Source organism: Stenotrophomonas sp. YJH_SMC_16, assembly GCF_059367875.1.
The window spans coordinates 631334-652256 of the sequence record NZ_JCAFRH010000001.1 but is presented as its reverse complement, the minus strand read 5'-3'; the positions used below and the strand labels follow the sequence as shown (position 1 = coordinate 652256).

The window sequence follows — 20923 nt, the reverse complement described above, 5'->3', positions numbered from 1 at the left end:
TCGGCGTAAGGCCGGGTCGGGCACACCGATCCGGCCCGATCCGGAGTCTGGGCTGCGGACCAGAGCCGGGTTGTCGGAATCTGCCAACGATGGGGTAGGCTGTGCCCGCACTGCCAAGGATCAGCGGGTACGGATCATGTCGATCTATGCATTGAAGGGACGTTTCCAGGACCTGTTGCGTCCAGCCGTACGCGGTCTGTTCCGCATGGGGATCACTGCCAATACGGTGACCGTGGCCGCTGCCGTGGTCTCGCTGCTGGTGGCCGCGGCCGTGTGGTGCTGCGCGCCTGCCCAGCCTCTGCTGTATCTGCTGCTGCCGTTGTGGATGCTGCTGCGCATGGCGCTCAACGCGGTGGACGGCATGCTGGCGCGCGAATTCGGCCAGCAATCGCGGCTGGGCGCCTATCTGAACGAAGTGTGCGATGTGATCGCCGATGCGGCGCTGTACCTGAGCCTGCTCAGCGTACCCGGCGTGCGCCCGGAGGCGCTGTGGCTGCTGGCCTGGACGGCGGCGCTGAGCGAGTACGCCGGCGTGCTGGGGCTGATGGTCGGTGCCAGCCGCCGCTATGACGGCCCGATGGGCAAGAGCGACCGCGCCTTCGTGATCGGTGCGCTGGGCTTGCTGCTGGCCTTCGGCTGGGGCGGTGCACTGACGGTCAGCGGCGTGGCTGCAGCCATGGCAGTGTTGTGCGTGCTGACGATGATCAACCGCGTCCGTCGCGGACTGCGGGAAGCGGCGGTTTCGCCGAATTAATCAAGCAGATACAAAAAGACAATCAGGAGATTGCATGCGTCAGGCGCAGGAACGGGAATTCCACAGCTTCGACCAGGTACCGCTGTTCTACCGGTACTGGGCGGGCACCACCGCAACCCCGGCCACCAAGGCCATCGTGCTGCTGCACCGCGGCCACGAGCACTCCGGCCGGGTCACCCACCTGGTCGATGAGCTGGACCTGCCCGACACCGCCTTCTTCGCCTGGGATGCGCGCGGCAATGGCCGTTCGCCGGGCGCACGTGGCGATGCACCGGGCTTCCCGGCGCTGGTGCGTGACCTGGACAGCTTCATTGCCCACATCGGCGCCGAGCACGGTATCGCGGTGGAAGACATCGTGGTGATCGCGCAGAGCGTGGGGGCGGTGGTCGCCGCGACCTGGGTGCACGATTACGCGCCGCGCCTGCGTGCGCTGGTGATGGCTTCGCCCGCCTTCAAGGTGAAGCTGTACGTGCCGTTCGCACGCGCTGGGTTGGCGCTGATGCAGAAGCTGCGCGGCAATTTCTTCGTCAACAGCTACGTCAAGCCGCAGTGGCTGACCCACGACCCGGCACGGGTGGAAAGCTATCGTACCGATCCGCTGATCACCCGCCCGATCTCGGTGCGCGTGCTGCTGGGCCTGTACGAAGCGGCCGACCGCATCGTCGCCGATGCGCAGGCGATCAGCGTGCCGGTGCAGCTGTTGGTGTCCGGCTCGGACTTCGTCGTGCATCGTGGCCCGCAGGACCGCTTCTACGAGCGCCTGTCCAGCCCGATCAAGGAGCGCGTGCACCTGCCGGGCTTCTTCCACGACACGCTGGGCGAACGTGATCGCGCGCCGGCACTGGCGCGCATCCGCAGTTTCATCCAGACGCGCTTCGCCGAACCCCTGCGCGAGTTGTCGCGTCGTGACGCACACCGGCGTGGTCCGACCTTCGAGGAATCGGAGATCCTGGCCTGGCCACCGGAACGCAACAGCCTGGCCGACCTGCGCTGGCGCGTGGTGCGTGGCGGCCTGCGTTTCGGTGGCACGTTGTCCGAAGGCATCGCGCTGGGCCTGCAGACCGGTTTCGATTCCGGCAGCACGCTGGACTACATCTATCGCGACCAAGCGCGTGGCAAGGGCCCGCTGGGCCGCATGGTCGACCGCAACTATCTGGATGCAATCGGCTGGCGCGGCATCCGTGTGCGCGGCCAGCACCTGCAGGAACTGCTGCGCGATGCTGCGCAGCGACTGCGCGGGCGGGGCACGCCGGTGCGCGTGCTGGACGTGGCCGCCGGCCATGGCCGCTATGTGCTGGAAGCGCTGGGCCAGGGCGAACAGCGCGCCGACCGCATCGTGCTGCGTGATTTCAGCGATCTGAACGTGACCCAGGGCCAGGCCTTGATCGAGCGCCTCGGTGCAGCCGACATCGCCCACTTCGAGCAGGGCGATGCGTTCGATCCGGCGCAACTGGCAGCGGTGGACCCGGCGCCTACGCTGGCGGTGGTATCGGGCCTGTACGAACTATTCCCCGACAACGACGCCGTGCTGCGCTCGCTGCAGGGCATCGCCGCAACCGTACCGGTGGGCGGCTACCTGGCCTACACCGGCCAGCCCTGGCACCCGCAGCTGGAATTCATCGCCCGCGCGCTGACCAGCCATCGAGGCGGCGCCGCGTGGGTGATGCGCCGCCGTACCCAGCAGGAGATGGATGAGCTGGTGCGCCTGGCCGGGTTCGAGAAGGTGGCGCAGCGCATCGATGACTTCGGCATCTTCACCGTGTCGCTGGCGCGCCGGACCGCGTGATGGCGACGCTGGCCGCAACCCCACTGGCCGCGGAAGGGCGCCCCTGGCGGCGCGCCCTGCTGTGGCTGGCTCTGCTGGGTCCGTTCTTCTTCGCCAGCTACAGCTTCGCCAACTGGATGGCTGGTCGCCATCCCGAACTGCCGGTGATGGCGTTCGCCTGGGAGACGCGCATTCCCTTCGTGCCGTGGACGATCGTGCCGTACTGGTCGATCGACCTGTTCTACGCGGTCTCCTTCTTCCTGTGCCGGCAACGTCTGGAACTGGACCGGCATGCGCTGCGGCTGTTCAGTGCACAGCTGATCGCGGTCACTTGCTTCCTGCTGTGGCCGCTGCGCTTCAGTTTCGAGCGGCCGGAGATCGGCGGCGTGTTCGGTTGGCTGTTCGATGTGCTGCTGGGCTTCGACAAGCCGTTCAACCAGGCGCCATCGCTGCACATCGTGCTGCTGATCGTGCTGTGGGTGAAGTTCGCGCAGTACCTGCACGGCGTGTGGCGTTGGGTGCTGCATGTGTGGGCACTGCTGATCGGTGTCTCGGTGCTGACCACGTTCCAGCACCATTTCATCGACATCCCGACCGGGCTGCTGGCCGGCTGGCTGTGCGTATGGCTGTGGCCGGAGCAGGGCACGCCGCCGCTGCGCGCCTGGCGTACTGCGGGTGATGCCAAACGTTGGCGATTGGCCGCGCTGTACCTGCTGGCGGCCGCCGTATTGCTGGTGCCGGTGGTGCTTCTGCGTGGCGCGGCGTTGTGGCTGCTGTGGCCGGGGGTGTCGTTGCTGCTGGTGGCGCTGGCCTATGCCGGGCTGGGTACGGCGGTGTTCCAGAAGCGTGCCGATGGTCGCCTGACCATGGCGGCACGCTGGCTGCTGGCGCCGTACCTGGGCGCGGCCTGGATCAATTCGCGGTTGTGGACGCGACGCGTGCCGCAGCCGTTGCCGGTGCTGGACGGCGTGTGGCTGGGCCGGATTCCCTGCACGGCATTGCCGACACCTTTGGTGGGCGTGGTCGATGCCTGTGCCGAGCTGTCCTGCTGCGCGCCGGGTGCGGCGTACGCCGGTGTGCCGATGCTGGACCTGGTGGTGCCAGAACCGGAGCAGCTGCGCGAGGCAGCCGAGGCCATCGAGCGCCTTCGCACGCACGGGCCGGTGCTGGTGTGCTGCGCGCTGGGTTACTCGCGCAGTGCGGCCAGCGTGGCGACCTGGCTGCTGCACAGCGGTCGTGCGGCGGGTGCCGATGCGGCGGTGGCGATCGTGCGTGCCGCGCGTCCGGGCATCGTGCTGGGCAAGGCGCACCTGCGTGCGATCACCGTTGCCGCCGGAGACCCTGCATGAGCACCACGCCTGATATTTCGACCATGCAGCTGCTGCTGCGGCAGGGGCGTTGGCCGGCAGGCCTGTCGCTGGGGCTGCTGCTGGTGGCGTTGCTGCTGCTCGGCATCGAGCCCGGGCTGGCGATGCTTGCCGCCGGACTGATGCTGCTCAGCGTGGTCGCAGGCGTCGCCCAGGCCTATCACGCGTGGCGGGTGGCACTCGATGCCAGCCTGCTGCAGCTGTTGCGCGATGAAGGCTTGAATGATGAGGCCGCGGCGCAACGCATCGACCGGCTGCTGCATGACAGTGGCCTGCGCCGCACACCGGGCGCGGAACCGTCGCGGGGATGGGATCTGCGATGGGCCGGCATGCGCCGCCTGCTGCTGCGTCAGTACCTGCTGACGGCGGTGCAGCTGGTGCTGGTGCTGCTGGCCGTGCTGTGGCCGCAGACGTGAACGGGAGGGATGGATGTTCGCCGAACTGATTGCCCGCGCCTGCAGTGGCGCGATCCATGTGGTGACCGGCGCGCGCGCGCTGTGGATCGGCTGCGCGCCGTCCAGCGAGCACCGCGTCTACTACGGCAACCACGCCAGCCACGGTGACTTCGTGCTGATCTGGTCGTCGATGCCACTGGCCCTGCGCCGCCAGGTGCGTCCGGTGGCGGCGGCGGAGTACTGGCAGCGCGACGGCCTGCGCCGCTACCTGATCGACGCGGTGTTCAACGGCGTGCTGGTCGAGCGCGAGGCCGGGCATCGCCAGCAGGACCCGTTGCAGGTGCTGCGCGAAGCGGTCGATGAAGGCTGTTCGCTGATCCTGTTCCCGGAAGGCACGCGCAATGTCGGCGACGAGCCGCTGCTGCCGTTCAAGAGCGGCATCTACCATCTGGCGCGGCAGCGGCCGGAACTGGAGTTCGTGCCGGTGTGGATCGACAACCTGAAGCGGGTGATGCCCAAGGGCCGCTTCCTGCCGCTGCCCTTGTTGTGCACGGCTACCTTCGGTACGCCGTTGCGACTGCAGGCCGACGAGGACAAGGCCGCCTTCTTGGCCCGCAGCCGGCAGGCGCTGCTGGACCTGGCGCCGAATGGAGGTCGTGCATGAGTTTCGTGTTGGATGTATCTGGCGATCTGGCAACGCAGAGTGTCGGCCAGCAGACCGGCCTGCTGTTTGCTGGTGTCGGCGCGGTGCTGGTACTGGCCACGCTGGTGGCCGAGACCCTGCGCTGGCGCCAGCGCGGCCAGCCCAGTGCAGTCATCGCCAACCTGGTGTCACGCATCCGCGCCTGGTGGGTGATGGCGATCGTGGTCGGGCTGGCGCTGTTCTTTGGACGTGCCGGGGTGATCGTGCTGTTCGCGATCATCTCCCTGTTCGCGTTGCGCGAGTTCATCACCCTGGCGCCGACCCGCTCGGGCGACTACTACGCGCTGCTGGCCGCGTTCTACATCGTCCTGCCGTGGCAGTACTACCTGGTGTGGATCGACTGGTACGGCATGTACACGCTGCTGATTCCGGTCTATGCGTTCCTGTTCCTGCCGATCCTGTCGACCATCGGTGGCGATACCACGCATTACCTGGAGCGGACCGCGAAGGTCCAGTGGGGGCTGATGATCTGCGTGTTCTGCATCTCGCATGTGCCGCTGCTGCTGAACCTGCACGTGCCCGGCCATGATCCGTCGCGCAACGTGTTGCTGTTCGCCTTCCTGGTGATCGTGGTGCAGTCCTCGGACGTGCTGCAGTACATCTGGGGCAAGCTGCTGGGCAAGCACCTGATCGCGCCGAAGCTGTCGCCGTCGAAGACGGTGGAGGGCTTCGTGGGCGGCGTGCTGAGTGCCAGCGCGCTGGGTGCGGCGCTGTGGTGGATCACCCCGTTCACGCCGCTGCAGGCGTTCGGCCTGTCGCTGCTGATCAACCTGATGGGGTTCTGGGGCGGCCTGGTGATGTCGGCGATCAAGCGTGATCGTGGCATCAAGGACTGGGGCCACATGATCGAGGGCCATGGTGGCATGCTCGACCGGCTGGATTCGGTGTGCTTCGCCGCGCCGGTGTTCTTCCACGTGGTGCGGTATTACTGGAAGGCGGGCGGGGGTGGCTGATTCCGCCGGGCGTCCACCCACGCATGGCGTGGATCTACTGGAGCCGGGTGGTTCGGGCATCGGTAGCGCCGGGCCATGCCCGGCGGGCTGCGCTTACGCGCTGATGCCGTATTCCTTCAGCTTCTTGCGCAGGGTGGCACGGTGGATGCCCAGCATCGCCGCGGCGCGGCTCTGGTTGCCTTCGCAGTGGTTGAGCACTTCCACGAACAGCGGGATCTCCATCTCGCGCAGCACGATCTCGTAGACATCGTCCGCATCGCAGCCATCAAGGTCACGCAGGTAGCGGCGCACGGACTGGGCGACGTGTTCACGCAGCGGTGGCCGGGGAGCGCCACGACTGTTGTCAGGACGAGAAAGGACAGCGTTCAAGGGGGTTCCCGATTCGGTTGGCCCGTGCGCGCGGAGCGCGCGGCCGGACGAGGTGGTGGCGGCCAGTCTAGCGCGAGCGTGCCCGGCCTGCCACGGCTGGTCGCCTCTCCCGGTCAGAGGAAGTCGAAGGTGAATGCGACGGTGGATGCGGCGGGCTCCTGTACCCGGAACGCGACGCGTGCGCTCTGGCCCGGTTCCAGCAGGGCTGCGCCGGGGTTCTCACCCAGGTACTGCGCGGGCGTGAACACGCCGCTGCCGATCACCCGGCCATCGGCATCGGACAGTGACAGGCGCAGGTCTGGCCACGCTTGTGCCCAACGTGCGTCGTTGCGGATGCTGGCCTGCACCTGCAGCACACCGGCCTGCCCGGGCAGCGGCCGGATCTCGCGGCTGGTCATGGTGAACGCCGTGGGTTCGTGCCAGGCCGGCAGGCTGCAGTGCAGGACGCCGCACAGCGTGCCCAGCCACGCGCGGTTGCCGGCGTCGGCGGCCAACCGCGCGCGGTCGGCCAGCACGCTCTGCAGTACCAGCAGCAATGCCAGCCCGGCGACCAGCAGCCAGTGCCAGCGGGGTGCTGGCAGCGTGCGTGCGCGCGTGCTGCCCAGGAAGCTGGGGGCATCACTGGCGGCCGCTGCTGCCTGCACCGCGAGCGGCGCCGGTTCGATGGCCGCTGCTTCATCAACGATGACAACGTCATCGTCGTGTCGCCTTTCTGTCGCCGGTGGGCCTGCCAGGTCGATGGGCTCGACGGGAATCTGCTCCACAGGCGCTGTGTGCCCGGCTTCGTCCTGCATGCGCGCATCGGTCGCAGGCGCGGGCTCACCTTCCGGCGCGGTGCGCAGGAAGGTGGCCAGGGGACGGCGCGGTGGGTTCGGCTCGGACATGCTCAGGGCGCGGGCTCGGATCCAGCGGTCATTCAACCACGATCAGGCGCGGCGCACGCCGGTGATGCGCATCCAGTCGCCATCCTGGGTGGCCTGCAGATCGTCGAACCAGGCCGCATAGCGCTGCAGCAGTTCACCTTCCTGGCCATGCAGGATGCCGGACAGGGCGATGCGGCCACCGGCAGCGACGCGCGCGGCCAGCAGTTCGGCCAGCGCATCCAGCGCCGAGGCGAGGATGTTGGCGACCACGATCGGATAGGTCGCGACCGGTTCGTCCTGCGGCAGGTACACGTGCATGCGGGCCTGTTCGCCGTTGCGTTCGGCATTGTCGGCGGTGGCGACCAGAGCCTGCGGATCGTTGTCCACGCCGATGGCTTCAGCGGCGCCCAGCTTCAGCGCGGCCAGTGCGAGGATGCCCGAGCCGCAACCGAAGTCGAGCACGCGCTGGCCCTGCAGCAGGCCATCGCCTGCCAACTGGTCCAGCCAGCGCAGGCACAGTGCGGTGGTCGGGTGGGTGCCCGAACCGAACGCCAGGCCCGGGTCCAGCCGCACCACGGCGGCATCGACGGCCTGTGCGGCATCGGGCAGTTCATGGTTCCACGGCACGATCCAGGTACGGCTGCCGAAGTCCATCGGCTGGAACTGGTCGATCCAGGCGCGTTCCCAGTCTTCATCCTCGACCGCGCGGAAGCTGCCGCTGCTCCAGTCCAGTTCCGGATCGAAGGATTCCAGTGCGGCCAGCAGCAACAGCGCGTTGCTGTCGGCGGGGAACAGCGCGCTCAGCACCAGCGTGTCCCACAGCGGGGTCTCGCCCACGCCCGGCTCGAGGATGGCCTGTTCGTTGCTGGTATCGGCCTCGGCATCAAGCAGCGTGACGGCCAGTGCGCCGACGTCCTCCAGCGCATTCTCATAGCGGGGCTGGGTAGCTTCGGTGCAACGCAGGGTCAGTTCCAGAAACGGCATGGCGGTGGGGGCAATCGCGGGAAAGGGGGCCATGCTAGACCATCGGGGCGTCTCCGTATCGCCTGAGATGCCGCTCCGAGATGAACGAAGCCCGTTCAGACAGGCCCGTCGGGCCTTGCTAAACTTCGTGCTTTCCTGTCCGCCGCATCGCTCACCGCCGCCGATGGCCTTCGCTCCGACCCTGAAAACCTGGTTGCTCGTACTGCCGGCCGTGGCCGTGCTGGGCGTGGCCGGTTATCGGGCCAGCGGCCATGCCGCGACCTCTTCGCTGGCGTCGGCGGATCTGGCAGGTGGGGTGGCAGCCACTGACAGTGCGGCGCCGCTGCCGGTGATGCCGGAGGCGCTCGCGCGCCGCCTGGCACCCTTCGAGCGTGGCAATGCATTGCCGTCCGGGCTGCCCCTGGATCTCCGCGCCGATATCGAAGACGCCACCGACCTGTATGCCTATGCACAGCGGTTGCGTGTGCAGGCGGACGAAGGCAACCACGAGGCGCGCTGGATGCTCAGCCGTGTCTATGACTATTGCGCGCAGTACGCGGTCGATCCGGGTGGCTACCGCCTGGACAACAACGTGCTGGCCGGGCTGGGCCTGACCGCCGCGCCGGCGATGGTGCAGGCGCGCGAACGCGTCGCGCAGCGTTGTGGTGGTTTCGTGCCGGGCGACAAGCTGGGCACGGCCCTGGTGCTGTCCGAACGTCGCAAGGCGGCAGCACAAGGCAATCTGGCTGCAGAGGCTGCGTTGTTCGCCGAGGGAGAGCCGCTGCAGGACAGCCCCGAGTACCGCCGTGACCTGGTTGAACGGGTGCGCACCTCGCGCGACCCGGAGGCCTTCATGGCGATCGCACCGGGCATGGGCGTGCGCGCCTCGGGTGACCGTGCGCTCAACGGCCTGGTGGCGGGCGAGCAGCTCAGTGAACTCGCTTGGCGGCTTGCGGCCTGCGAACTCGGTCTGCCGTGTGGGGCAGACAGTGTGCTGGTCAACAGTTTTTGTGCGAACGGAGGGATCTGTTCGCAGGATGGTACGCAGGATTTCCGGGATTTCGTGTATGACGCTGCGGTATCGCGGCAGGGCGCTGGGAAGATGAAGGAATGGATCAAGCGATTGGTTGGAAAGAGGAACGAGCAATGAACTACCGCCGATTCCTGCACGGGGCCAAGTTCTGGTTCTGGGTGGCCCTGTTCGTGGCCTACTCGGCCGGCGCGGTTGGCCTGTTGATGATCGATACCTATGAAGATCGCTACCGGCATCTGTCGAAGGTGGAACTGACCACGGTGAAGGCGCAGGAAGACGTGCGCCGTGCCGGTGCCAGCCAGGTGGCCGCGGTCTATCGCGCGCAGAGCGGCATGCCGTTCGCGTCGCTGCCGGCGGGCAGCACCTTCCAGGTGGTGTGGCCGGATGGTTCGACCGAGACCATGGTGATCGTCGACCCGACCTCGCCCAATGGCGTGCGTCCGCTGGCGAACTCGCAGATTCCGGCCGAAGCGGCCGACAAGCGCTGATGCCACACCGGTAGCGCCGGGCCATGCCCGGCGGGTGGACGGTCGCAATGGAAAGCCGCCGGGCATGGCCCGGCGCTACCGCAAGAACGCGAAAAGGGCGGGAATATCCCCGCCCTTTTCATGTCCAGCACCGGGCACCGATCAGGTCAGCGCGATCGGCTTGTTCTTGCGTTCGGCCAAACGCTTTTCCAGGTAGTGGATGTTCTGGCCACCGGCCTGGAAGCCCTTGTCGCGCATGATCCGCTGCTGCAGGGCGACGTTGGTCTTGATGCCATCGACCACCATTTCGCTCAGTGCCACGCGCATGCGGGCAATGGCGGTTTCGCGGTCCGGGCCGTGCACGATCAGCTTGCCGATCATCGAGTCGTAGTTCGACGGCACGCGGTAGCCACTGTAGATGTGGGTGTCCACGCGCACGCCGGGGCCTCCCGGCGGATGGAAGCCGGTGATGGTGCCCGGGCTCGGCACGAACGTTTCTGCATCTTCGGCGTTGATGCGGCATTCGATGGCATGGCCGGTCAGCACCACGTCACTCTGCTTGATCGACAGCTTCTGGCCGGCGGCGATCTTCAGCTGCTCGGCCACCAGGTCGATGCCGGTGACCATTTCGGTGACCGGATGTTCCACCTGGATGCGGGTGTTCATTTCGATGAAGTAGAAGCGGCCGTCCTCGTACAGGAACTCGAAAGTGCCGGCGCCGCGATAACCAATGCGGATGCAGGCTTCCACGCACACCTTGCCGATCTGCTCGCGCTGCTCGGCGGTGATGCCCGGGGCCGGCGCTTCTTCCACCACCTTCTGGTGGCGGCGCTGCATCGAGCAGTCGCGCTCACCCAGGTGGATGGCGTTGCCCTGGCCGTCGGCCAGCACCTGGATCTCCACGTGGCGCGGATTCTCCAGGAACTTCTCCATGTAGACCTCGCCATTGCCGAACGCGGCCTTGGCCTCGCTCTTGGTGGTTTCGATCGAGGTCTTCAGCGAGGCTTCGGCGTGCACCACGCGCATGCCGCGGCCACCGCCGCCACCGGCTGCCTTGATGATGACCGGGTAGCCGATCTCACGGGCGATCTTGGTGTTGGCGACGATGTCCTCGCCCAGCGGGCCGCCCGAGCCGGGCACGCACGGCACGCCGGCGGACTTCATCGCGCGGATGGCTTCGACCTTGTCACCCATCATGCGGATGGTGTCGGCCTTGGGGCCGATGAAGATGAAGCCGGACTCTTCCACCCGCTCGGCGAAGTCGGCGTTCTCCGACAGGAAGCCGTAGCCCGGGTGGATGGCCTGGGCGTCGGTGACTTCCGCTGCGGCGATCAGTGCCGGGATGTTGAGGTAGCTCTGCGGCGACGGCGCCGGGCCGATGCAGACCGACTCGTCGGCCATGGCCACGTGCTTGAGGTTGCGGTCGACCGTGGAGTGCACGGCCACCGTGCGGATGCCGAGGGTGTGGCACGCGCGCAGGATGCGCAGCGCGATTTCCCCTCGGTTGGCGATGACGACTTTGTCGAGCATGGCGTGCCCCTCAGCCGATCACGAACAGCGGCTGGTCGAATTCCACCGGCTGGCCGTTCTCGCCGAGGATGGCGACGATGGTGCCGGACTTGTCGGCTTCGATCGGGTTGAACATCTTCATCGCTTCGATGATGGCCAGGGTCTCGCCTTCCTTGACCTGCTGGCCCACGGTGACAAAGGCCGGCTTGTCCGGAGCGGACGAGGCGTAGAAGGTGCCGACCATCGGCGAGCGCAGCACGTGGCCTTCCGGCAGTGCCGGGCCCGGCTTGGCGGTGCCGCCGGTGGAAGCTTCGGTCGGCGACTGCATCGGCATCGCCTGCGGCGCCGGAGCAGCCGGAGCGGCATACACCGGGGCGGCGACCGGGGCGGCATAGCCGGCCACCGGGGCGCGCGACAGGCGCACCGACTCTTCGCCTTCCTTGATTTCGATTTCAGCCAGGTTCGACTCTTCCAGCAGGTCGATCAGCTTCTTGATTTTGCGGAGATCCATGGTGGCCTCTTTGCTCTTGATGTCAGTGTGGTGGGAAGCGCATCGCGCTCGGGTCAAAGCAGTTCGTAGAACTCGCGCAGCTGCCGTGTGCGGTCGCGCGCGAGGGTGATCAGGCAGCGCATCTGTGCGCCGTTGCGCGCCGTGCCATCGGAATTGAGGGCATAGACGGCGTTGCAGTCGTGGTCGCGCAGCTGCATCCAGGCACGCTGGGCCAGGACCAGCTGCTGCTCGGCATCGCCGCAATAGCTGCAGCCGCCACCGTTGGCGGGTGTGCGCAACTGGCGCCGGGCTTGTGCATACACCGCATTGAGTTCGACATCAGCGGCTGCGGCCACGTCCGAGGCGCACAGGTCGCTCTCCATCGTGGAGGTCGGACGTGCGCAGTCGATGCCTTCGTCCTTGCGGTCGAACGCCGTGGCCGCGCCGCAGAGACCGGCCCACGCCAGAACGCCGGCAAGCACGCGCGGCAGCACGTTCACGCGCGGGCCGCCTGCACGCGCAGCAGCGCCGCGTCCATCGCGTAGCGGTAGCTGTCGGCGCCGAAGCCGCAGACCACGCCCACGGCCTTGTCACTGAAGTAGCTGTGCTGGCGGAACGGTTCGCGGGTATGCGGATTGGACAGGTGGATCTCGATGAACGGCGCCGCCACCGCCGCCAGCGCATCGCGCAGGGCCACCGAGGTATGGGTGAAGGCGGCGGGGTTGATCAGGATGAAAGCGGTTCCGTCGTCGCGCGCGGCCTGCACGCGGTCCACCAGTACGTGCTCGGCATTGGACTGCAGGCTCTCGATCGCGTGCCCGGCGGCCGAGGCCTGGGCCGCCAGCGCCTGGTCGATGTCGGCCAGCGTGGTGTGGCCGTAGACCTCCGGCTCGCGGGTGCCGAGCAGGTTGAGGTTGGGGCCGTGCAGGACCAGCAGCTTCGCCATGGGATCCGGAAGACGGGAAAGGGCGGCAGTCTGGCGGAACCGGCGGATGCTGTCCAGTTCGGCGAAGTTTGCTGCGTTTCAATCGTTTGTTTGAAATCTGCCGAAGCGCTTGCGGCCCTACGCGGGGCGGCGGATCAAGGCGCGCTGAACGCCGTGCGGGCGGGGGATGCGTGCACGTAGGGCGACGATGGCGGCAAGAGCCTTGCCGGGGGAGCCGCGCCACGCGTGGAAGAAGGAAGTTCGGTGCGCAGCAAGCTACGCACCCACCGGAGGGGGCTCAAGGTGCGCAGCAAGCTACGCACCCACCGAAGGGCGTCCCAAGGTGCGCAGCAAGCTACGCACCCACCGGAAAGGCGGGTCAGGTCTCCAGCGGCACCGTCGGCACCACGTTCGGGAACACCTCCTCCAGCGGCTCCCGTTCCCCCGGCTTCGGTGCCGGCCAGTTGTAGGCGTTCACCGGCTGCGCGCGGTTCACCCACAACGCGTAATACAGGTGGTCGGCACGGCCATCACCGGTATTGGGGTGGATCAGGATGGTCAGGCCCAGGCTGTTGAGCTGCAGCCAGGGCACCAGCACCGGCAGCAGGTCGTTGGTGAAGCCGAAATAGAACGACGGGGTGACGTGTGGTCCCCGTGGTTCCAGGTTCCAGTTGCCCAGCTCCACCGGGAAGCGCTCGGCCGCCCAGCGCCGCAGCAGCGCAGCCTTCTCGAAGCTGTCCTCGTCGAAGTAGATATGCGCGTGATAGCTCTTGATGTCGGTGTAGGCGCGTGGGGTCGCGGGCAGGGTGGCTTCGCCGGGACGCACGCTGGCCGGGCGCAGGGTCGGTTCGCTGGCTGTGTCCTGGCCCCAGGGGCTGCGCCCTTCCGGCGCTGGCGGCACGATGACACGGAAGCCGGGGCGGCCAGGTTCGGTGGTATTCACCGCGTCGTTGCCGCGCGGTGCTGCGGTGCCGGTCGACGCACTGGCCAGGCCACCGGCGGCCAGACCCGCCGAAGCGATCAGGCGGCGCCGTGCCGGCGAGAGCAGGTCGGCCCAGTGGGCGTCATCATCGCCGGCGTCGATGAGGGGCTGCGGGTCAGGCTGCATGAAGGGCTCCGTGGCGGCACTGGTGTGGACAACCACCTACGCTCGGGCAGGGCTGCCGGTGGCGTCCAATAAGCAGGGGGCATCACTTCATGCATGGCCGGCTTCGATGCCATTGAGCGCGACCGCACGGCGGGCTAGGGTGCAGGTCTGCCGCCCCGGAGCCCTGCCATGACCTCGCCCGATGCCGACACACAGCACAAGCGCGCGTCTTTCCGCCAACTGCACGTGCAGGGGTGCTTCGTGCTGCCCAACCCGTGGGACGTGGGCAGTGCGCGCTACCTGCAGCGGCAAGGCTTCCTGGCGTTGGCCACCACCAGTGCCGGCTGCGCCTGGAGCGAAGGGCGGCCGGATGGCGCGGTTTCGTTGCCGGCCACGCTGGCGCATCTGCGCCTGATGGCGGCGGCGACCCCGTTGCCGTTGAATGCCGACTTTGGTGATGGTTTCGGCGCCACGCCGCAGGCGGTGGAGGAGGCGGTGGCTGCAGCGATCGACACCGGCATCGCGGCGTTGTCGATCGAGGATGCCAGCGGCGTCGCCGATGCACCGCTGCGTTCGATCGACCAGGCGGTCGAGCGCCTGCGCGCTGCCCGTGCAGCCATCGACCGCGCAGGCGGTGACGTGCTGCTGGTCGGGCGTGCGGAGAACTTCTTCGTCGGCGTGCCGGATCTGCAGGACACCCTGCAGCGCCTGCGGGCCTATGCCGAGGCCGGCGCCGATGTGCTGTATGCGCCTGGCATCAGCACGCGCGAGCAGATCAGCGCGGTGGTTGCCGCTGCAGGGTCAAAACCGGTGAACCTGCTGGTTGGTGGACCGACACCGCTGAACCTGCAGGACATCGCAGCACTTGGTGTTCGCCGGGTCAGCCTGGGCGGTGCGCTTGCGCGTGCGGCATGGGGTGGGCTGATACAGGCGACACAGCCGATCGTGCAGGAGGGGCGTTTCGATGGGCTGCAGCAGGCGGCTTCCGGGACCGCGTTGAACGCGTTGTTCCGCTAACGGACACCCGGTAGATCCATGCCATGCGTAGATGGATGCGCCGGAGCGTACCGACGCCCAGCAATCGCGCTACAGCGTTTCCACTCCACCCTTGGGCAGCGTCACGCCAGGCTCCAGCGCTGGCAGCAGTTGCCAGAGCAGCTCAGGGTTGTCGAGCAACCCGGCGCCATCCAGATAGCTCCATTGCGCGGCGCCGACGCGGCGCACGGCGACCATGAACGAGGTGCTGCGGATCGGGGATTCACGTACGCGCAGCAACGAGTAGCGCGGGACGAAGCAGACCTCCTCGTCGCCGGCGGCATAGGTACGGGTCGGTACCCCAGCTTCGTCGCTGATGATGGTGACGCCGGCCTCGTGCAGCGCCTTGACCGTGTCGCGGGTTGATCGGGCGTAGACCTCATCACCGCCGGCCAGGCGTTTCAGGCTGGGATGCGTGCGGGCGATGATCAGCTCGGCATCGCCGCGGGCGAACGCGGCCAGCATCCCCTGCACGTCCTGGCGCAGGGCGGCCGATTCGGATGGGGTGAGCTCGCCGGCCACGGCCGTCGGCGCCATCGTGGCCAGCAGCAGGAACAGCAGGGGAGCAAGCAGGCGTCGGTGCATCGTCGGGGACCTCCACGGGATGCGGCGCACTATACGGTGAACGCAAAAACAGCGTCCCATCGGTGGCGCTGGTGATCCGGGAATCATTACTTACCATTGGTAGTTAATGATTCCTGGAGATTCACCCATGCACAGTCTCATCGTCACCACCCACCCGGAAACCGGATCGCTCACCCATGCCATCGCCCAGCGCATCGGCGACGCCATCAGGGCCACCGCCGGCAACACCGTAACCCACGCAGACCTCGTCGCCGAAGGCTTCGATCCGCGCTTCAACCGCGAGGACCAGGCCCTGTTCCGCGGGACCGGCCCGGTTCCGTCCGATGTGGCGGCCGAGCATGCGCGGCTGGATGCCATCGATACGCTGGTGCTGGTCTACCCGCTGTACTGGTGGTCGTTCCCTGCCTTGCTGAAGGGATGGATCGATCGCGTGTTCACCCAGGGCTGGGCGTACCAGGACGGCGCCGATGGCAAGGTGCAGAAGAAGCTGCAGCACCTGCGCGTGCATCTGGTCGGCGTTGGCGGTGCGGGCGCGGAAATGATTGAACGGCGCGGCTATGGCACGGCGATGAAGACCCAGATCGACATGGGCATCTTCGACTACTGTGGCGCGCGCGTGCTGTCGTCCGAACTGCTGCTCGACGCCGACAGCGGTGCCGCGCAGGCGCATCTGCAGACCGCCGTGGAAATCGGCCGTAAAATCGGTACTCCGATGAGTTGATCACCCTGTTCCGCCGATGCCTGCCAACGCCGCTCCCACGCGCCGCCGATTGACCCGCGAGCAACGCGCCCGCCAGTTGCTGGATGTGGCCTGGGCGCTGGTTGGCGAAGAAGGCACCGACGCGTTGACGCTGGGACGGCTGGCCGAGGCGGCGGGCGTGACCAAGCCGGTGGCCTACGATCACTTCGTGACCCGCAACGGCCTGCTGGCCGCGCTCTACGATGACTATGACGGGCGGCAGACGGTGGTCTTCCACGAGCGTATCGGCCGCGCCCGGGCGCAGCTGGCCGACCGTGCGGCAGCCATCGCCTCCGGCTACATCGACTGCATCCTCAGCCAGGGCAGTGAAGTGCAGGGCATCCTCGCCGCGCTGGTGGGTGCGCCGGAACTGCACGAGGTGCGGCGGCGTTACCAGCAGGACTTCATCGACAACTGCGACGCCTGGCTGGGCCCGTTCGCCAGCGACGGCTCGGTGCCGCTGGCGGGACGCTGGGCGATCCTGGGTGCGGCTGAAACCCTGTCCGAGGGTGTGGCCGCGGGCGCGCTGGACAAGACCGACGCCGAGGCCGAGCTGCAGCGGCTGATCGTGGCGACGGTCAAGCGTCGCTGAGCCGCTTCGAAGGTCAGGCCCCGGCGGTACTGCCGGCCAGCGTGGCGAATCCTGCCGCCAGCTGATCGCGCACCCATGCGTCGCGCGCGTCGCGGTTCTCAGAACCCAATACCACGGTGATCAGGCGTATCGGCTCGTCCCGCCCGTGTACCACCCGGCATGCGGTGGCGGCCAGGCAGAAGCCTGCGGCCTGGGTGTAGCCGGTCTTCAAGCCATCCACGCCGTCATCGCCAAGCAGGGCGTTCTGGTTGTTGCGGCTGAAGCTGCCGTGCGCGAACGCGCGCTGCGCGGTGACCGCCAGGATCTGCGGATGATCGTTCAACAGGCACGCGGCCAGCACCGCCATGTCGCGCGCGCTGGACGCATGGTGCGGCGTGGTGATGCCGGAGACGCTGGCGAACCAGGTGCTGCGCAGGCCGAGCTGGCGTGCGTGCCGGTTCATGCGCTCCAGGAACGCAGGCTGCGATCCGTCCAGGTGGCGCGCGACCGCCAGCGCCGCGTCATTGCCGGAGACGATCATCAAGCCTTCCAGCAGGCGCGCGAGGGTGACCGTTTCGCCGGGTACCAGGCCCATGCGCGTTTCATCGTCGGCGACCGCATGCACGTCGTCGGCGGCGATGGTGACTTCGTCGCCCCACGAGCGCCCGCGCTCCTCGACACATTCGTAAGCCGCGTAGGCGGTCATCAGCTTGGTCAGCGAGGCCGGTTGCCTGGCGATGTCCGCGTTGTGCTGGTGAATCACTGCGAAGGTTGCCGCATCGAGGGTGATGGACGACAGCGGTGCACGCGCAGGAGCAGGAGACGGCATGGAAACGACGATGGCAGTGGGGACTCTGGAGGATAGTGTGCGGCGGCTGCACGAAGCTGAAATATTGCAACGATATAACGTATCGTCAGTGTGGGCCGCCGATGGCCCGACGGGACATCCGATGACTGCACGCATTCCACGCCGCTGGCTTCATTCTTCGTTGCTGCTCGCGCTGGCCGCACTTGGCGGCTGCCAGTCCAATCTGCGCACCGAGGCTGTTTCCTCCGCCGAAGCCGGTCCGCTCAATGTGATCGTGATGATCAACGACGGTGCCGGCTGGGGTACCTGGGACGCGGCGGCCTACTGGCAGTACGGCAGCCGCAAAGGCGCACCCTATGCGGATTTCCCGCTGCGCCTGGCGGTAACCACCTTCCCGTTGAACGCCAGCAGCCAGCCGACCCGCGACAACGCACAGACGCTTGGCTACGACCCGGGCAAGGCCTGGGATGACACGCCGGTTCCTGCGCAGGACCTGCCGTTTGCCGGCTACCAGTACCTGGCCGCGGTGGCTACCGACAGTGCGGCGGCGGGCACCGCGTTGTCCTCGGGCATCAAGACCTACAACAACGCCATCAACTACAACAACGATGGCCAGCCGGTCGAGTTCAATACGCTGCGCGCCAAGCGCCTGGGCATGGCGACCGGTGTAGTGACTTCGGTACCGTTCGCGCACGCCACACCGGCCGCATTCGCAGCGCAGAACGAATCGCGTAGCAGCTATCACGCCATTGCGCACCAGATGCTGGCGCAGGGCCACATGGACCTGGTGATGGGCACCGGAGGCCCGGGCTACAGCGTCGACGGCCGCGCCTGCAACAAAGGCACGGACGCCGCAAACGCAGAGGGCTGCGCGAATCCATGGGAGTGGGTGTCGCAGCAGGATTGGCAGCAGCTGGAAGCGGGCAGCACCATCGCCGGCAATCCGGCGGGACCGTGGCGCCTGATCCGCAGCAAGGAAGCGTTCGCCGCACTGGCGCAGGGACGGTTGCCGGCCGACAGGCCGCTGATCGGTGTACCGCGCGTGGCCAACACCCTGCAGCAGGCGCGCCGCCTGCAGGTGCTGGGCAAGGATGCAGCCACGCCTTCGGGAGTGAGGAAGATCGACAGCGTGCCCGATCTGGCGACCATGACCCGCGGCGCGCTGCAGTTCCTGCAGCAGCGCTCGTCCAAGGGGCTGTACCTGATGGTGGAAGGTGGCGCCACCGACTGGGCCGCACACACCAGTGCCTGCGGCACCGAATGGCATTACGGCCAGTGCAGCGATCAGCCGCAGTATGGCCGGTTGATCGAAGAGACCATGGAGTTCAATAACGCGGTGACGGCGGTGGTCGACTGGATCGAGCGTAACGGTGGCTGGGAGCGCAACCTGCTGATCGTTACCACCGACCACGACAACAGCATGCCGATGGGCCCGGATGCACAGAACGTTGCCTTCTCTCCGGTACGCAACAACGGCCGCGGCCGCATGCCCGGGATCAGTTTCCGTCCCACCGGCAACCATTCCAATGCACTGGTGCCATTGTGGGCCAAGGGCGCGGGGTCGGAACTGCTGGGCAAGCGCGTGCGCGGCGTTGATGCCGGCTACCGTCAGCACGTGCGCTGGAACGACGGCAGTTACATCGACAACACCGACGTGGCTGCGGCGGTGCAGGAGGCGCTGCAGCGTCCACGGTAACGCCCGGTTGCACCCGGGCTGTTGTCGAGGCAGCCTGCGCACATGCAGTCGGATATCCGCATCGACGGTCGTGTCTTCGCCTACGTCTTCCCCTGTGCGTGGGAAGACTACGCGAAGATCGGTTTCTCACGTGATCCGCTCGGACGCATCAGCGCATTGCACCGGCGTTGGTTCGAGTTCTTCGACCTCGACGCCGGTGCACTGGTGGAAGCGGAAAGCGAGCGCGATGCGCGAGATCTGGAGCTGCAGCTGCGTTCGCCGTTCAAGGCGCACCGCGCGCCGGCGCCGATGACGGTCCAGGACAAGGCTGGAGGTCGCACCGAATGGGTACGTGGTGCCAACCAGGCCTTGTCGCGTGCAATTATCGCGTTGGGCAAACAAGGCTATCGCTGCTATCCACTGAAGGCGTGGCTGCGGGCCGCCCTGTGCCTGCGCATGGACCAGCTGCACGACTGGGCTGCGGTGCAACTTCCGGAGGAGGAAGGCCTGCGGCTGCCCAGTGGCCCCGGCGAGCGCGCGCTGCGTGACACCCTCGACGGTTGTGGGGCATTGGATATCGATCCGATCCCGTGGCTGCCTGAACACGTCCAACGCTGGTACGCAGGGTGAGGAGCGTTCAACGGGTTCTCGGCGGCTGAACAGGCGCAGCCGGTTGCTGCGCGCACTGCGGGGCAGGTGTGGAAGGGCTGGCCAGCTGGCGTGCCAGCTCGGTGCTGGCCACGTGGCCCTGCAGGAACAACAAGCCGCCGAAGATGTTCATGAGCGTGCCTCCACTTGAGTGGATTGCACGATACGGGCAGCATGGGCGGGCAAAAAGCGACATTTCCGCAAGCGTGCCTTGAGAGGAATTCAAGCCTGATGTCCCGCCCACCGCTCCATGCCCTGCAGGGTTTCGTGGCCGCCGCCCGGCTCGGCAACCTGTCGCGCGCGGCGGCGTCGATGAACCTGACCGTCAGCGCGCTCAGCCATCAGATGCGGCAGCTGGAAGAACGGCTCGGGCAGCCGCTGCTGATCCGCCAGCCGCGTGGTGTCACCCTCACCCTGGAGGGCCAGCGCCTGCTCGACCAGGTGGGTCCGCATCTGGATGCGATCAACGAAGCCTTCCAGCCCTATGCCGCACGTGCCGAGCACGTGCTGACGATCAGCGCAGTACCGTCGATGGCGTCGGCCTGGCTGGTGCCGCGCCTGGGTCACTTCGTGGCAGAGCACCCACAGATCGAGATCAACCTGCAGTCGAGTGAACGCCTGATTGATTTCGAGCGGCAGCGCCAGTTCGACGCCGCGCTGCGGCTGGGCAGCGGGCAATGGCCAGGTCTGGTGGTGGAGCCGCTGTTCGACGAATGGCTGCTGCCAATGGCGAGCCCGGCGCTGATCGAACGCATGGGAGGCGTCGACCGTGTGCCGTTGACCCAGTGGCCGCTGCTGGGTGATCCGGACGGGGCATGGGGCGCCTGGTTCGCGTTGAGCGGGCAGAGCCCGCCGTCGCGCTTCGTGGCGGTGCTGGATGATTCGGAGGCGCACCATCGCGCCGCTCTGGATGGCGTGGGCGTGGCCCTCGGGCGGGTGACGCGGGCGCGGCTGCTGCTGGATTCGGGCCAGTTGGTCGCGCTGTCCAGCCAGCGCCTGAAGACCGACTGGCCACATTGGCTGGTGTACCCGCAGCGCTCGGCCAGCCATCGTGGCTTCCTCGCGTTCCGCGACTGGCTGCACGCGCAGGCCGCCGAGCACGTGCGGCACATGGCAGACGCGCATCTGTAGCGTGGCGCGGTGCTCGATCTTGCATCTGTAGAGTCGAACCATGCTCGACTGGTCTTTCGAAGAAGCAGTCGAGCATGGCCCGACTCTA

At 67.4% G+C, this 20923-nt stretch carries 25 protein-coding genes; 14 read left to right on the top strand and 11 right to left on the bottom strand.

The genetic code is table 11. From position 1 onward, the window contains the following. Positions 1–136: 136 nt before the first annotated feature. From AC5P6E_RS02920 to AC5P6E_RS02895, 6 genes are read left to right on the top strand one after another with little or no spacing between them, the layout of a single operon-like run. Positions 137–754 carry a CDP-alcohol phosphatidyltransferase family protein gene (locus AC5P6E_RS02920; RefSeq protein ID WP_019338967.1) on the top strand — a complete coding sequence of 206 codons (618 nt, stop codon included), beginning with the start codon at positions 137–139 and terminating at the stop codon, positions 752–754. 34 nt (positions 755–788) lie between these two features. Further along, positions 789–2540 (top strand): bifunctional alpha/beta hydrolase/class I SAM-dependent methyltransferase, encoded by a 1752-nt coding sequence (locus AC5P6E_RS02915; RefSeq protein WP_019338966.1) that lies wholly within the window; start codon positions 789–791, stop codon positions 2538–2540. After that, a complete protein-coding gene (locus AC5P6E_RS02910) occupies positions 2540–3868 on the top strand; it encodes a phosphatase PAP2/dual specificity phosphatase family protein (protein ID WP_019338965.1) in 1329 nt (442 codons plus the stop codon). The genes AC5P6E_RS02915 and AC5P6E_RS02910 overlap by 1 nt, the downstream gene beginning before the upstream one ends. Continuing rightward, positions 3865–4302 carry a hypothetical protein gene (locus AC5P6E_RS02905; protein ID WP_010481064.1) on the top strand — a complete coding sequence of 146 codons (438 nt, stop codon included), beginning with the start codon at positions 3865–3867 and terminating at the stop codon, positions 4300–4302. Before AC5P6E_RS02910 ends, AC5P6E_RS02905 begins: the two co-directional genes overlap by 4 nt. Positions 4303–4315: 13 nt before the next feature. Continuing rightward, positions 4316–4945 carry a lysophospholipid acyltransferase family protein gene (locus tag AC5P6E_RS02900; protein WP_010481067.1) on the top strand — a complete coding sequence of 210 codons (630 nt, stop codon included), beginning with the start codon at positions 4316–4318 and terminating at the stop codon, positions 4943–4945. After that, on the top strand, positions 4942–5937 hold the full coding sequence (locus AC5P6E_RS02895; protein WP_010481069.1) for a phosphatidate cytidylyltransferase: 996 nt from the start codon (positions 4942–4944) through the stop codon (positions 5935–5937). The genes AC5P6E_RS02900 and AC5P6E_RS02895 overlap by 4 nt, the downstream gene beginning before the upstream one ends. A gap of 93 nt (positions 5938–6030) precedes the next feature. Here the strand turns inward: AC5P6E_RS02895 and fis are convergent, their stop codons facing one another. From fis to prmA, 3 genes are all read right to left on the bottom strand, one after another. Further along, positions 6031–6306 carry a DNA-binding transcriptional regulator Fis gene (gene fis / locus AC5P6E_RS02890; RefSeq protein ID WP_005419706.1) on the bottom strand — a complete coding sequence of 92 codons (276 nt, stop codon included), beginning with the start codon at positions 6304–6306 and terminating at the stop codon, positions 6031–6033. A 113-nt stretch (positions 6307–6419) separates the two neighbouring features. Continuing rightward, entirely contained in the window at positions 6420–7190 is a 771-nt protein-coding gene (locus tag AC5P6E_RS02885; RefSeq protein WP_019338964.1) for a DUF3426 domain-containing protein, read from the bottom strand. A 42-nt stretch (positions 7191–7232) separates the two neighbouring features. After that, positions 7233–8153, bottom strand: coding sequence for a 50S ribosomal protein L11 methyltransferase (gene prmA / locus AC5P6E_RS02880; RefSeq protein WP_019338963.1), 921 nt, complete (start codon positions 8151–8153; stop codon positions 7233–7235). Positions 8154–8316: 163 nt separating this feature from the next. Here prmA and AC5P6E_RS02875 point away from each other — a divergent pair, with 163 nt between their 5' ends. Both AC5P6E_RS02875 and AC5P6E_RS02870 read left to right on the top strand, forming a co-directional pair. Next, positions 8317–9282: a hypothetical protein gene (locus AC5P6E_RS02875; protein ID WP_010481077.1), complete on the top strand. Its 966-nt coding sequence runs from the start codon at positions 8317–8319 to the stop codon at positions 9280–9282. Continuing rightward, positions 9279–9653, top strand: a complete 375-nt coding sequence (locus tag AC5P6E_RS02870) for a hypothetical protein (protein ID WP_010481078.1) — start codon at positions 9279–9281, stop codon at positions 9651–9653. The genes AC5P6E_RS02875 and AC5P6E_RS02870 overlap by 4 nt, the downstream gene beginning before the upstream one ends. 141 nt (positions 9654–9794) lie before the next feature. Here the strand turns inward: AC5P6E_RS02870 and accC are convergent, their stop codons facing one another. From accC to AC5P6E_RS02845, 5 genes are all read right to left on the bottom strand, one after another. Then, entirely contained in the window at positions 9795–11162 is a 1368-nt protein-coding gene (accC, locus tag AC5P6E_RS02865) for an acetyl-CoA carboxylase biotin carboxylase subunit (RefSeq protein ID WP_010481079.1), read from the bottom strand. A gap of 10 nt (positions 11163–11172) precedes the next feature. Further along, positions 11173–11652: an acetyl-CoA carboxylase biotin carboxyl carrier protein gene (gene accB, locus AC5P6E_RS02860; RefSeq protein WP_010481080.1), complete on the bottom strand. Its 480-nt coding sequence runs from the start codon at positions 11650–11652 to the stop codon at positions 11173–11175. Between the two features lie 53 nt (positions 11653–11705). Continuing rightward, the gene (locus AC5P6E_RS02855; RefSeq protein ID WP_010481081.1) at positions 11706–12131 is read right to left on the bottom strand and encodes a lysozyme inhibitor LprI family protein; all 426 of its coding nucleotides are present in this window, start codon (positions 12129–12131) and stop codon (positions 11706–11708) included. Continuing rightward, positions 12128–12577 carry a type II 3-dehydroquinate dehydratase gene (aroQ, locus tag AC5P6E_RS02850; protein WP_019338962.1) on the bottom strand — a complete coding sequence of 150 codons (450 nt, stop codon included), beginning with the start codon at positions 12575–12577 and terminating at the stop codon, positions 12128–12130. The genes AC5P6E_RS02855 and aroQ overlap by 4 nt, the downstream gene beginning before the upstream one ends. A gap of 358 nt (positions 12578–12935) precedes the next feature. Continuing rightward, complete coding sequence (locus AC5P6E_RS02845; protein WP_019338961.1) at positions 12936–13664, bottom strand: DOPA 4,5-dioxygenase family protein; 729 nt, start codon at positions 13662–13664, stop codon at positions 12936–12938. 168 nt (positions 13665–13832) lie between these two features. On the opposite strand from AC5P6E_RS02845, the gene AC5P6E_RS02840 reads away from it, so the two are divergent. After that, complete coding sequence (locus AC5P6E_RS02840; protein WP_495230682.1) at positions 13833–14660, top strand: isocitrate lyase/PEP mutase family protein; 828 nt, start codon at positions 13833–13835, stop codon at positions 14658–14660. A gap of 69 nt (positions 14661–14729) precedes the next feature. On the opposite strand, the gene AC5P6E_RS02835 is transcribed toward AC5P6E_RS02840, so the two are convergent. Beyond that, complete coding sequence (locus AC5P6E_RS02835) at positions 14730–15263, bottom strand: hypothetical protein (RefSeq protein ID WP_049480688.1); 534 nt, start codon at positions 15261–15263, stop codon at positions 14730–14732. A gap of 127 nt (positions 15264–15390) precedes the next feature. On the opposite strand from AC5P6E_RS02835, the gene AC5P6E_RS02830 reads away from it, so the two are divergent. Both AC5P6E_RS02830 and AC5P6E_RS02825 read left to right on the top strand, forming a co-directional pair. Further along, positions 15391–15984 (top strand): NAD(P)H-dependent oxidoreductase, encoded by a 594-nt coding sequence (locus tag AC5P6E_RS02830; RefSeq protein ID WP_495230681.1) that lies wholly within the window; start codon positions 15391–15393, stop codon positions 15982–15984. Positions 15985–16000: 16 nt separating this feature from the next. Beyond that, entirely contained in the window at positions 16001–16594 is a 594-nt protein-coding gene (locus AC5P6E_RS02825) for a TetR/AcrR family transcriptional regulator (RefSeq protein ID WP_029379726.1), read from the top strand. A 13-nt stretch (positions 16595–16607) separates the two neighbouring features. Here the strand turns inward: AC5P6E_RS02825 and AC5P6E_RS02820 are convergent, their stop codons facing one another. Beyond that, positions 16608–17402: a serine hydrolase gene (locus tag AC5P6E_RS02820; RefSeq protein ID WP_197579665.1), complete on the bottom strand. Its 795-nt coding sequence runs from the start codon at positions 17400–17402 to the stop codon at positions 16608–16610. A gap of 121 nt (positions 17403–17523) precedes the next feature. Here AC5P6E_RS02820 and AC5P6E_RS02815 point away from each other — a divergent pair, with 121 nt between their 5' ends. Both AC5P6E_RS02815 and AC5P6E_RS02810 read left to right on the top strand, forming a co-directional pair. Further along, positions 17524–19077: an alkaline phosphatase gene (locus tag AC5P6E_RS02815; protein WP_495230680.1), complete on the top strand. Its 1554-nt coding sequence runs from the start codon at positions 17524–17526 to the stop codon at positions 19075–19077. Positions 19078–19119: 42 nt separating this feature from the next. Further along, positions 19120–19686: a GIY-YIG nuclease family protein gene (locus AC5P6E_RS02810; RefSeq protein WP_019338956.1), complete on the top strand. Its 567-nt coding sequence runs from the start codon at positions 19120–19122 to the stop codon at positions 19684–19686. A gap of 7 nt (positions 19687–19693) precedes the next feature. On the opposite strand, the gene AC5P6E_RS02805 is transcribed toward AC5P6E_RS02810, so the two are convergent. Next, on the bottom strand, positions 19694–19837 hold the full coding sequence (locus tag AC5P6E_RS02805) for a hypothetical protein (protein ID WP_010481098.1): 144 nt from the start codon (positions 19835–19837) through the stop codon (positions 19694–19696). A gap of 98 nt (positions 19838–19935) precedes the next feature. On the opposite strand from AC5P6E_RS02805, the gene AC5P6E_RS02800 reads away from it, so the two are divergent. After that, positions 19936–20835, top strand: a complete 900-nt coding sequence (locus AC5P6E_RS02800; protein ID WP_010481100.1) for a LysR substrate-binding domain-containing protein — start codon at positions 19936–19938, stop codon at positions 20833–20835. Positions 20836–20923 lie beyond the last annotated feature (88 nt).

Coding starts and splice junctions, on each gene's coding strand:
- AC5P6E_RS02825 (WP_029379726.1), top strand. CDS start 16,001: ATGCCTGCCAACGCCGCTCCCACGCGCCGCCGATTGACCCGCGAGCAA.
- AC5P6E_RS02845 (WP_019338961.1), bottom strand. CDS start 13,664: ATGCAGCCTGACCCGCAGCCCCTCATCGACGCCGGCGATGATGACGCC.
- AC5P6E_RS02905 (WP_010481064.1), top strand. CDS start 3,865: ATGAGCACCACGCCTGATATTTCGACCATGCAGCTGCTGCTGCGGCAG.
- AC5P6E_RS02840 (WP_495230682.1), top strand. CDS start 13,833: ATGACCTCGCCCGATGCCGACACACAGCACAAGCGCGCGTCTTTCCGC.
- AC5P6E_RS02830 (WP_495230681.1), top strand. CDS start 15,391: ATGCACAGTCTCATCGTCACCACCCACCCGGAAACCGGATCGCTCACC.
- AC5P6E_RS02815 (WP_495230680.1), top strand. CDS start 17,524: ATGACTGCACGCATTCCACGCCGCTGGCTTCATTCTTCGTTGCTGCTC.
- accC (WP_010481079.1), bottom strand. CDS start 11,162: ATGCTCGACAAAGTCGTCATCGCCAACCGAGGGGAAATCGCGCTGCGC.
- AC5P6E_RS02895 (WP_010481069.1), top strand. CDS start 4,942: ATGAGTTTCGTGTTGGATGTATCTGGCGATCTGGCAACGCAGAGTGTC.
- AC5P6E_RS02835 (WP_049480688.1), bottom strand. CDS start 15,263: ATGCACCGACGCCTGCTTGCTCCCCTGCTGTTCCTGCTGCTGGCCACG.
- AC5P6E_RS02915 (WP_019338966.1), top strand. CDS start 789: ATGCGTCAGGCGCAGGAACGGGAATTCCACAGCTTCGACCAGGTACCG.
- prmA (WP_019338963.1), bottom strand. CDS start 8,153: ATGCCGTTTCTGGAACTGACCCTGCGTTGCACCGAAGCTACCCAGCCC.
- aroQ (WP_019338962.1), bottom strand. CDS start 12,577: ATGGCGAAGCTGCTGGTCCTGCACGGCCCCAACCTCAACCTGCTCGGC.
- AC5P6E_RS02875 (WP_010481077.1), top strand. CDS start 8,317: ATGGCCTTCGCTCCGACCCTGAAAACCTGGTTGCTCGTACTGCCGGCC.
- AC5P6E_RS02820 (WP_197579665.1), bottom strand. CDS start 17,402: ATGCCGTCTCCTGCTCCTGCGCGTGCACCGCTGTCGTCCATCACCCTC.
- AC5P6E_RS02810 (WP_019338956.1), top strand. CDS start 19,120: ATGCAGTCGGATATCCGCATCGACGGTCGTGTCTTCGCCTACGTCTTC.
- AC5P6E_RS02805 (WP_010481098.1), bottom strand. CDS start 19,837: ATGAACATCTTCGGCGGCTTGTTGTTCCTGCAGGGCCACGTGGCCAGC.
- AC5P6E_RS02900 (WP_010481067.1), top strand. CDS start 4,316: ATGTTCGCCGAACTGATTGCCCGCGCCTGCAGTGGCGCGATCCATGTG.
- AC5P6E_RS02920 (WP_019338967.1), top strand. CDS start 137: ATGTCGATCTATGCATTGAAGGGACGTTTCCAGGACCTGTTGCGTCCA.
- accB (WP_010481080.1), bottom strand. CDS start 11,652: ATGGATCTCCGCAAAATCAAGAAGCTGATCGACCTGCTGGAAGAGTCG.
- AC5P6E_RS02870 (WP_010481078.1), top strand. CDS start 9,279: ATGAACTACCGCCGATTCCTGCACGGGGCCAAGTTCTGGTTCTGGGTG.
- AC5P6E_RS02885 (WP_019338964.1), bottom strand. CDS start 7,190: ATGTCCGAGCCGAACCCACCGCGCCGTCCCCTGGCCACCTTCCTGCGC.
- AC5P6E_RS02800 (WP_010481100.1), top strand. CDS start 19,936: ATGTCCCGCCCACCGCTCCATGCCCTGCAGGGTTTCGTGGCCGCCGCC.
- AC5P6E_RS02910 (WP_019338965.1), top strand. CDS start 2,540: ATGGCGACGCTGGCCGCAACCCCACTGGCCGCGGAAGGGCGCCCCTGG.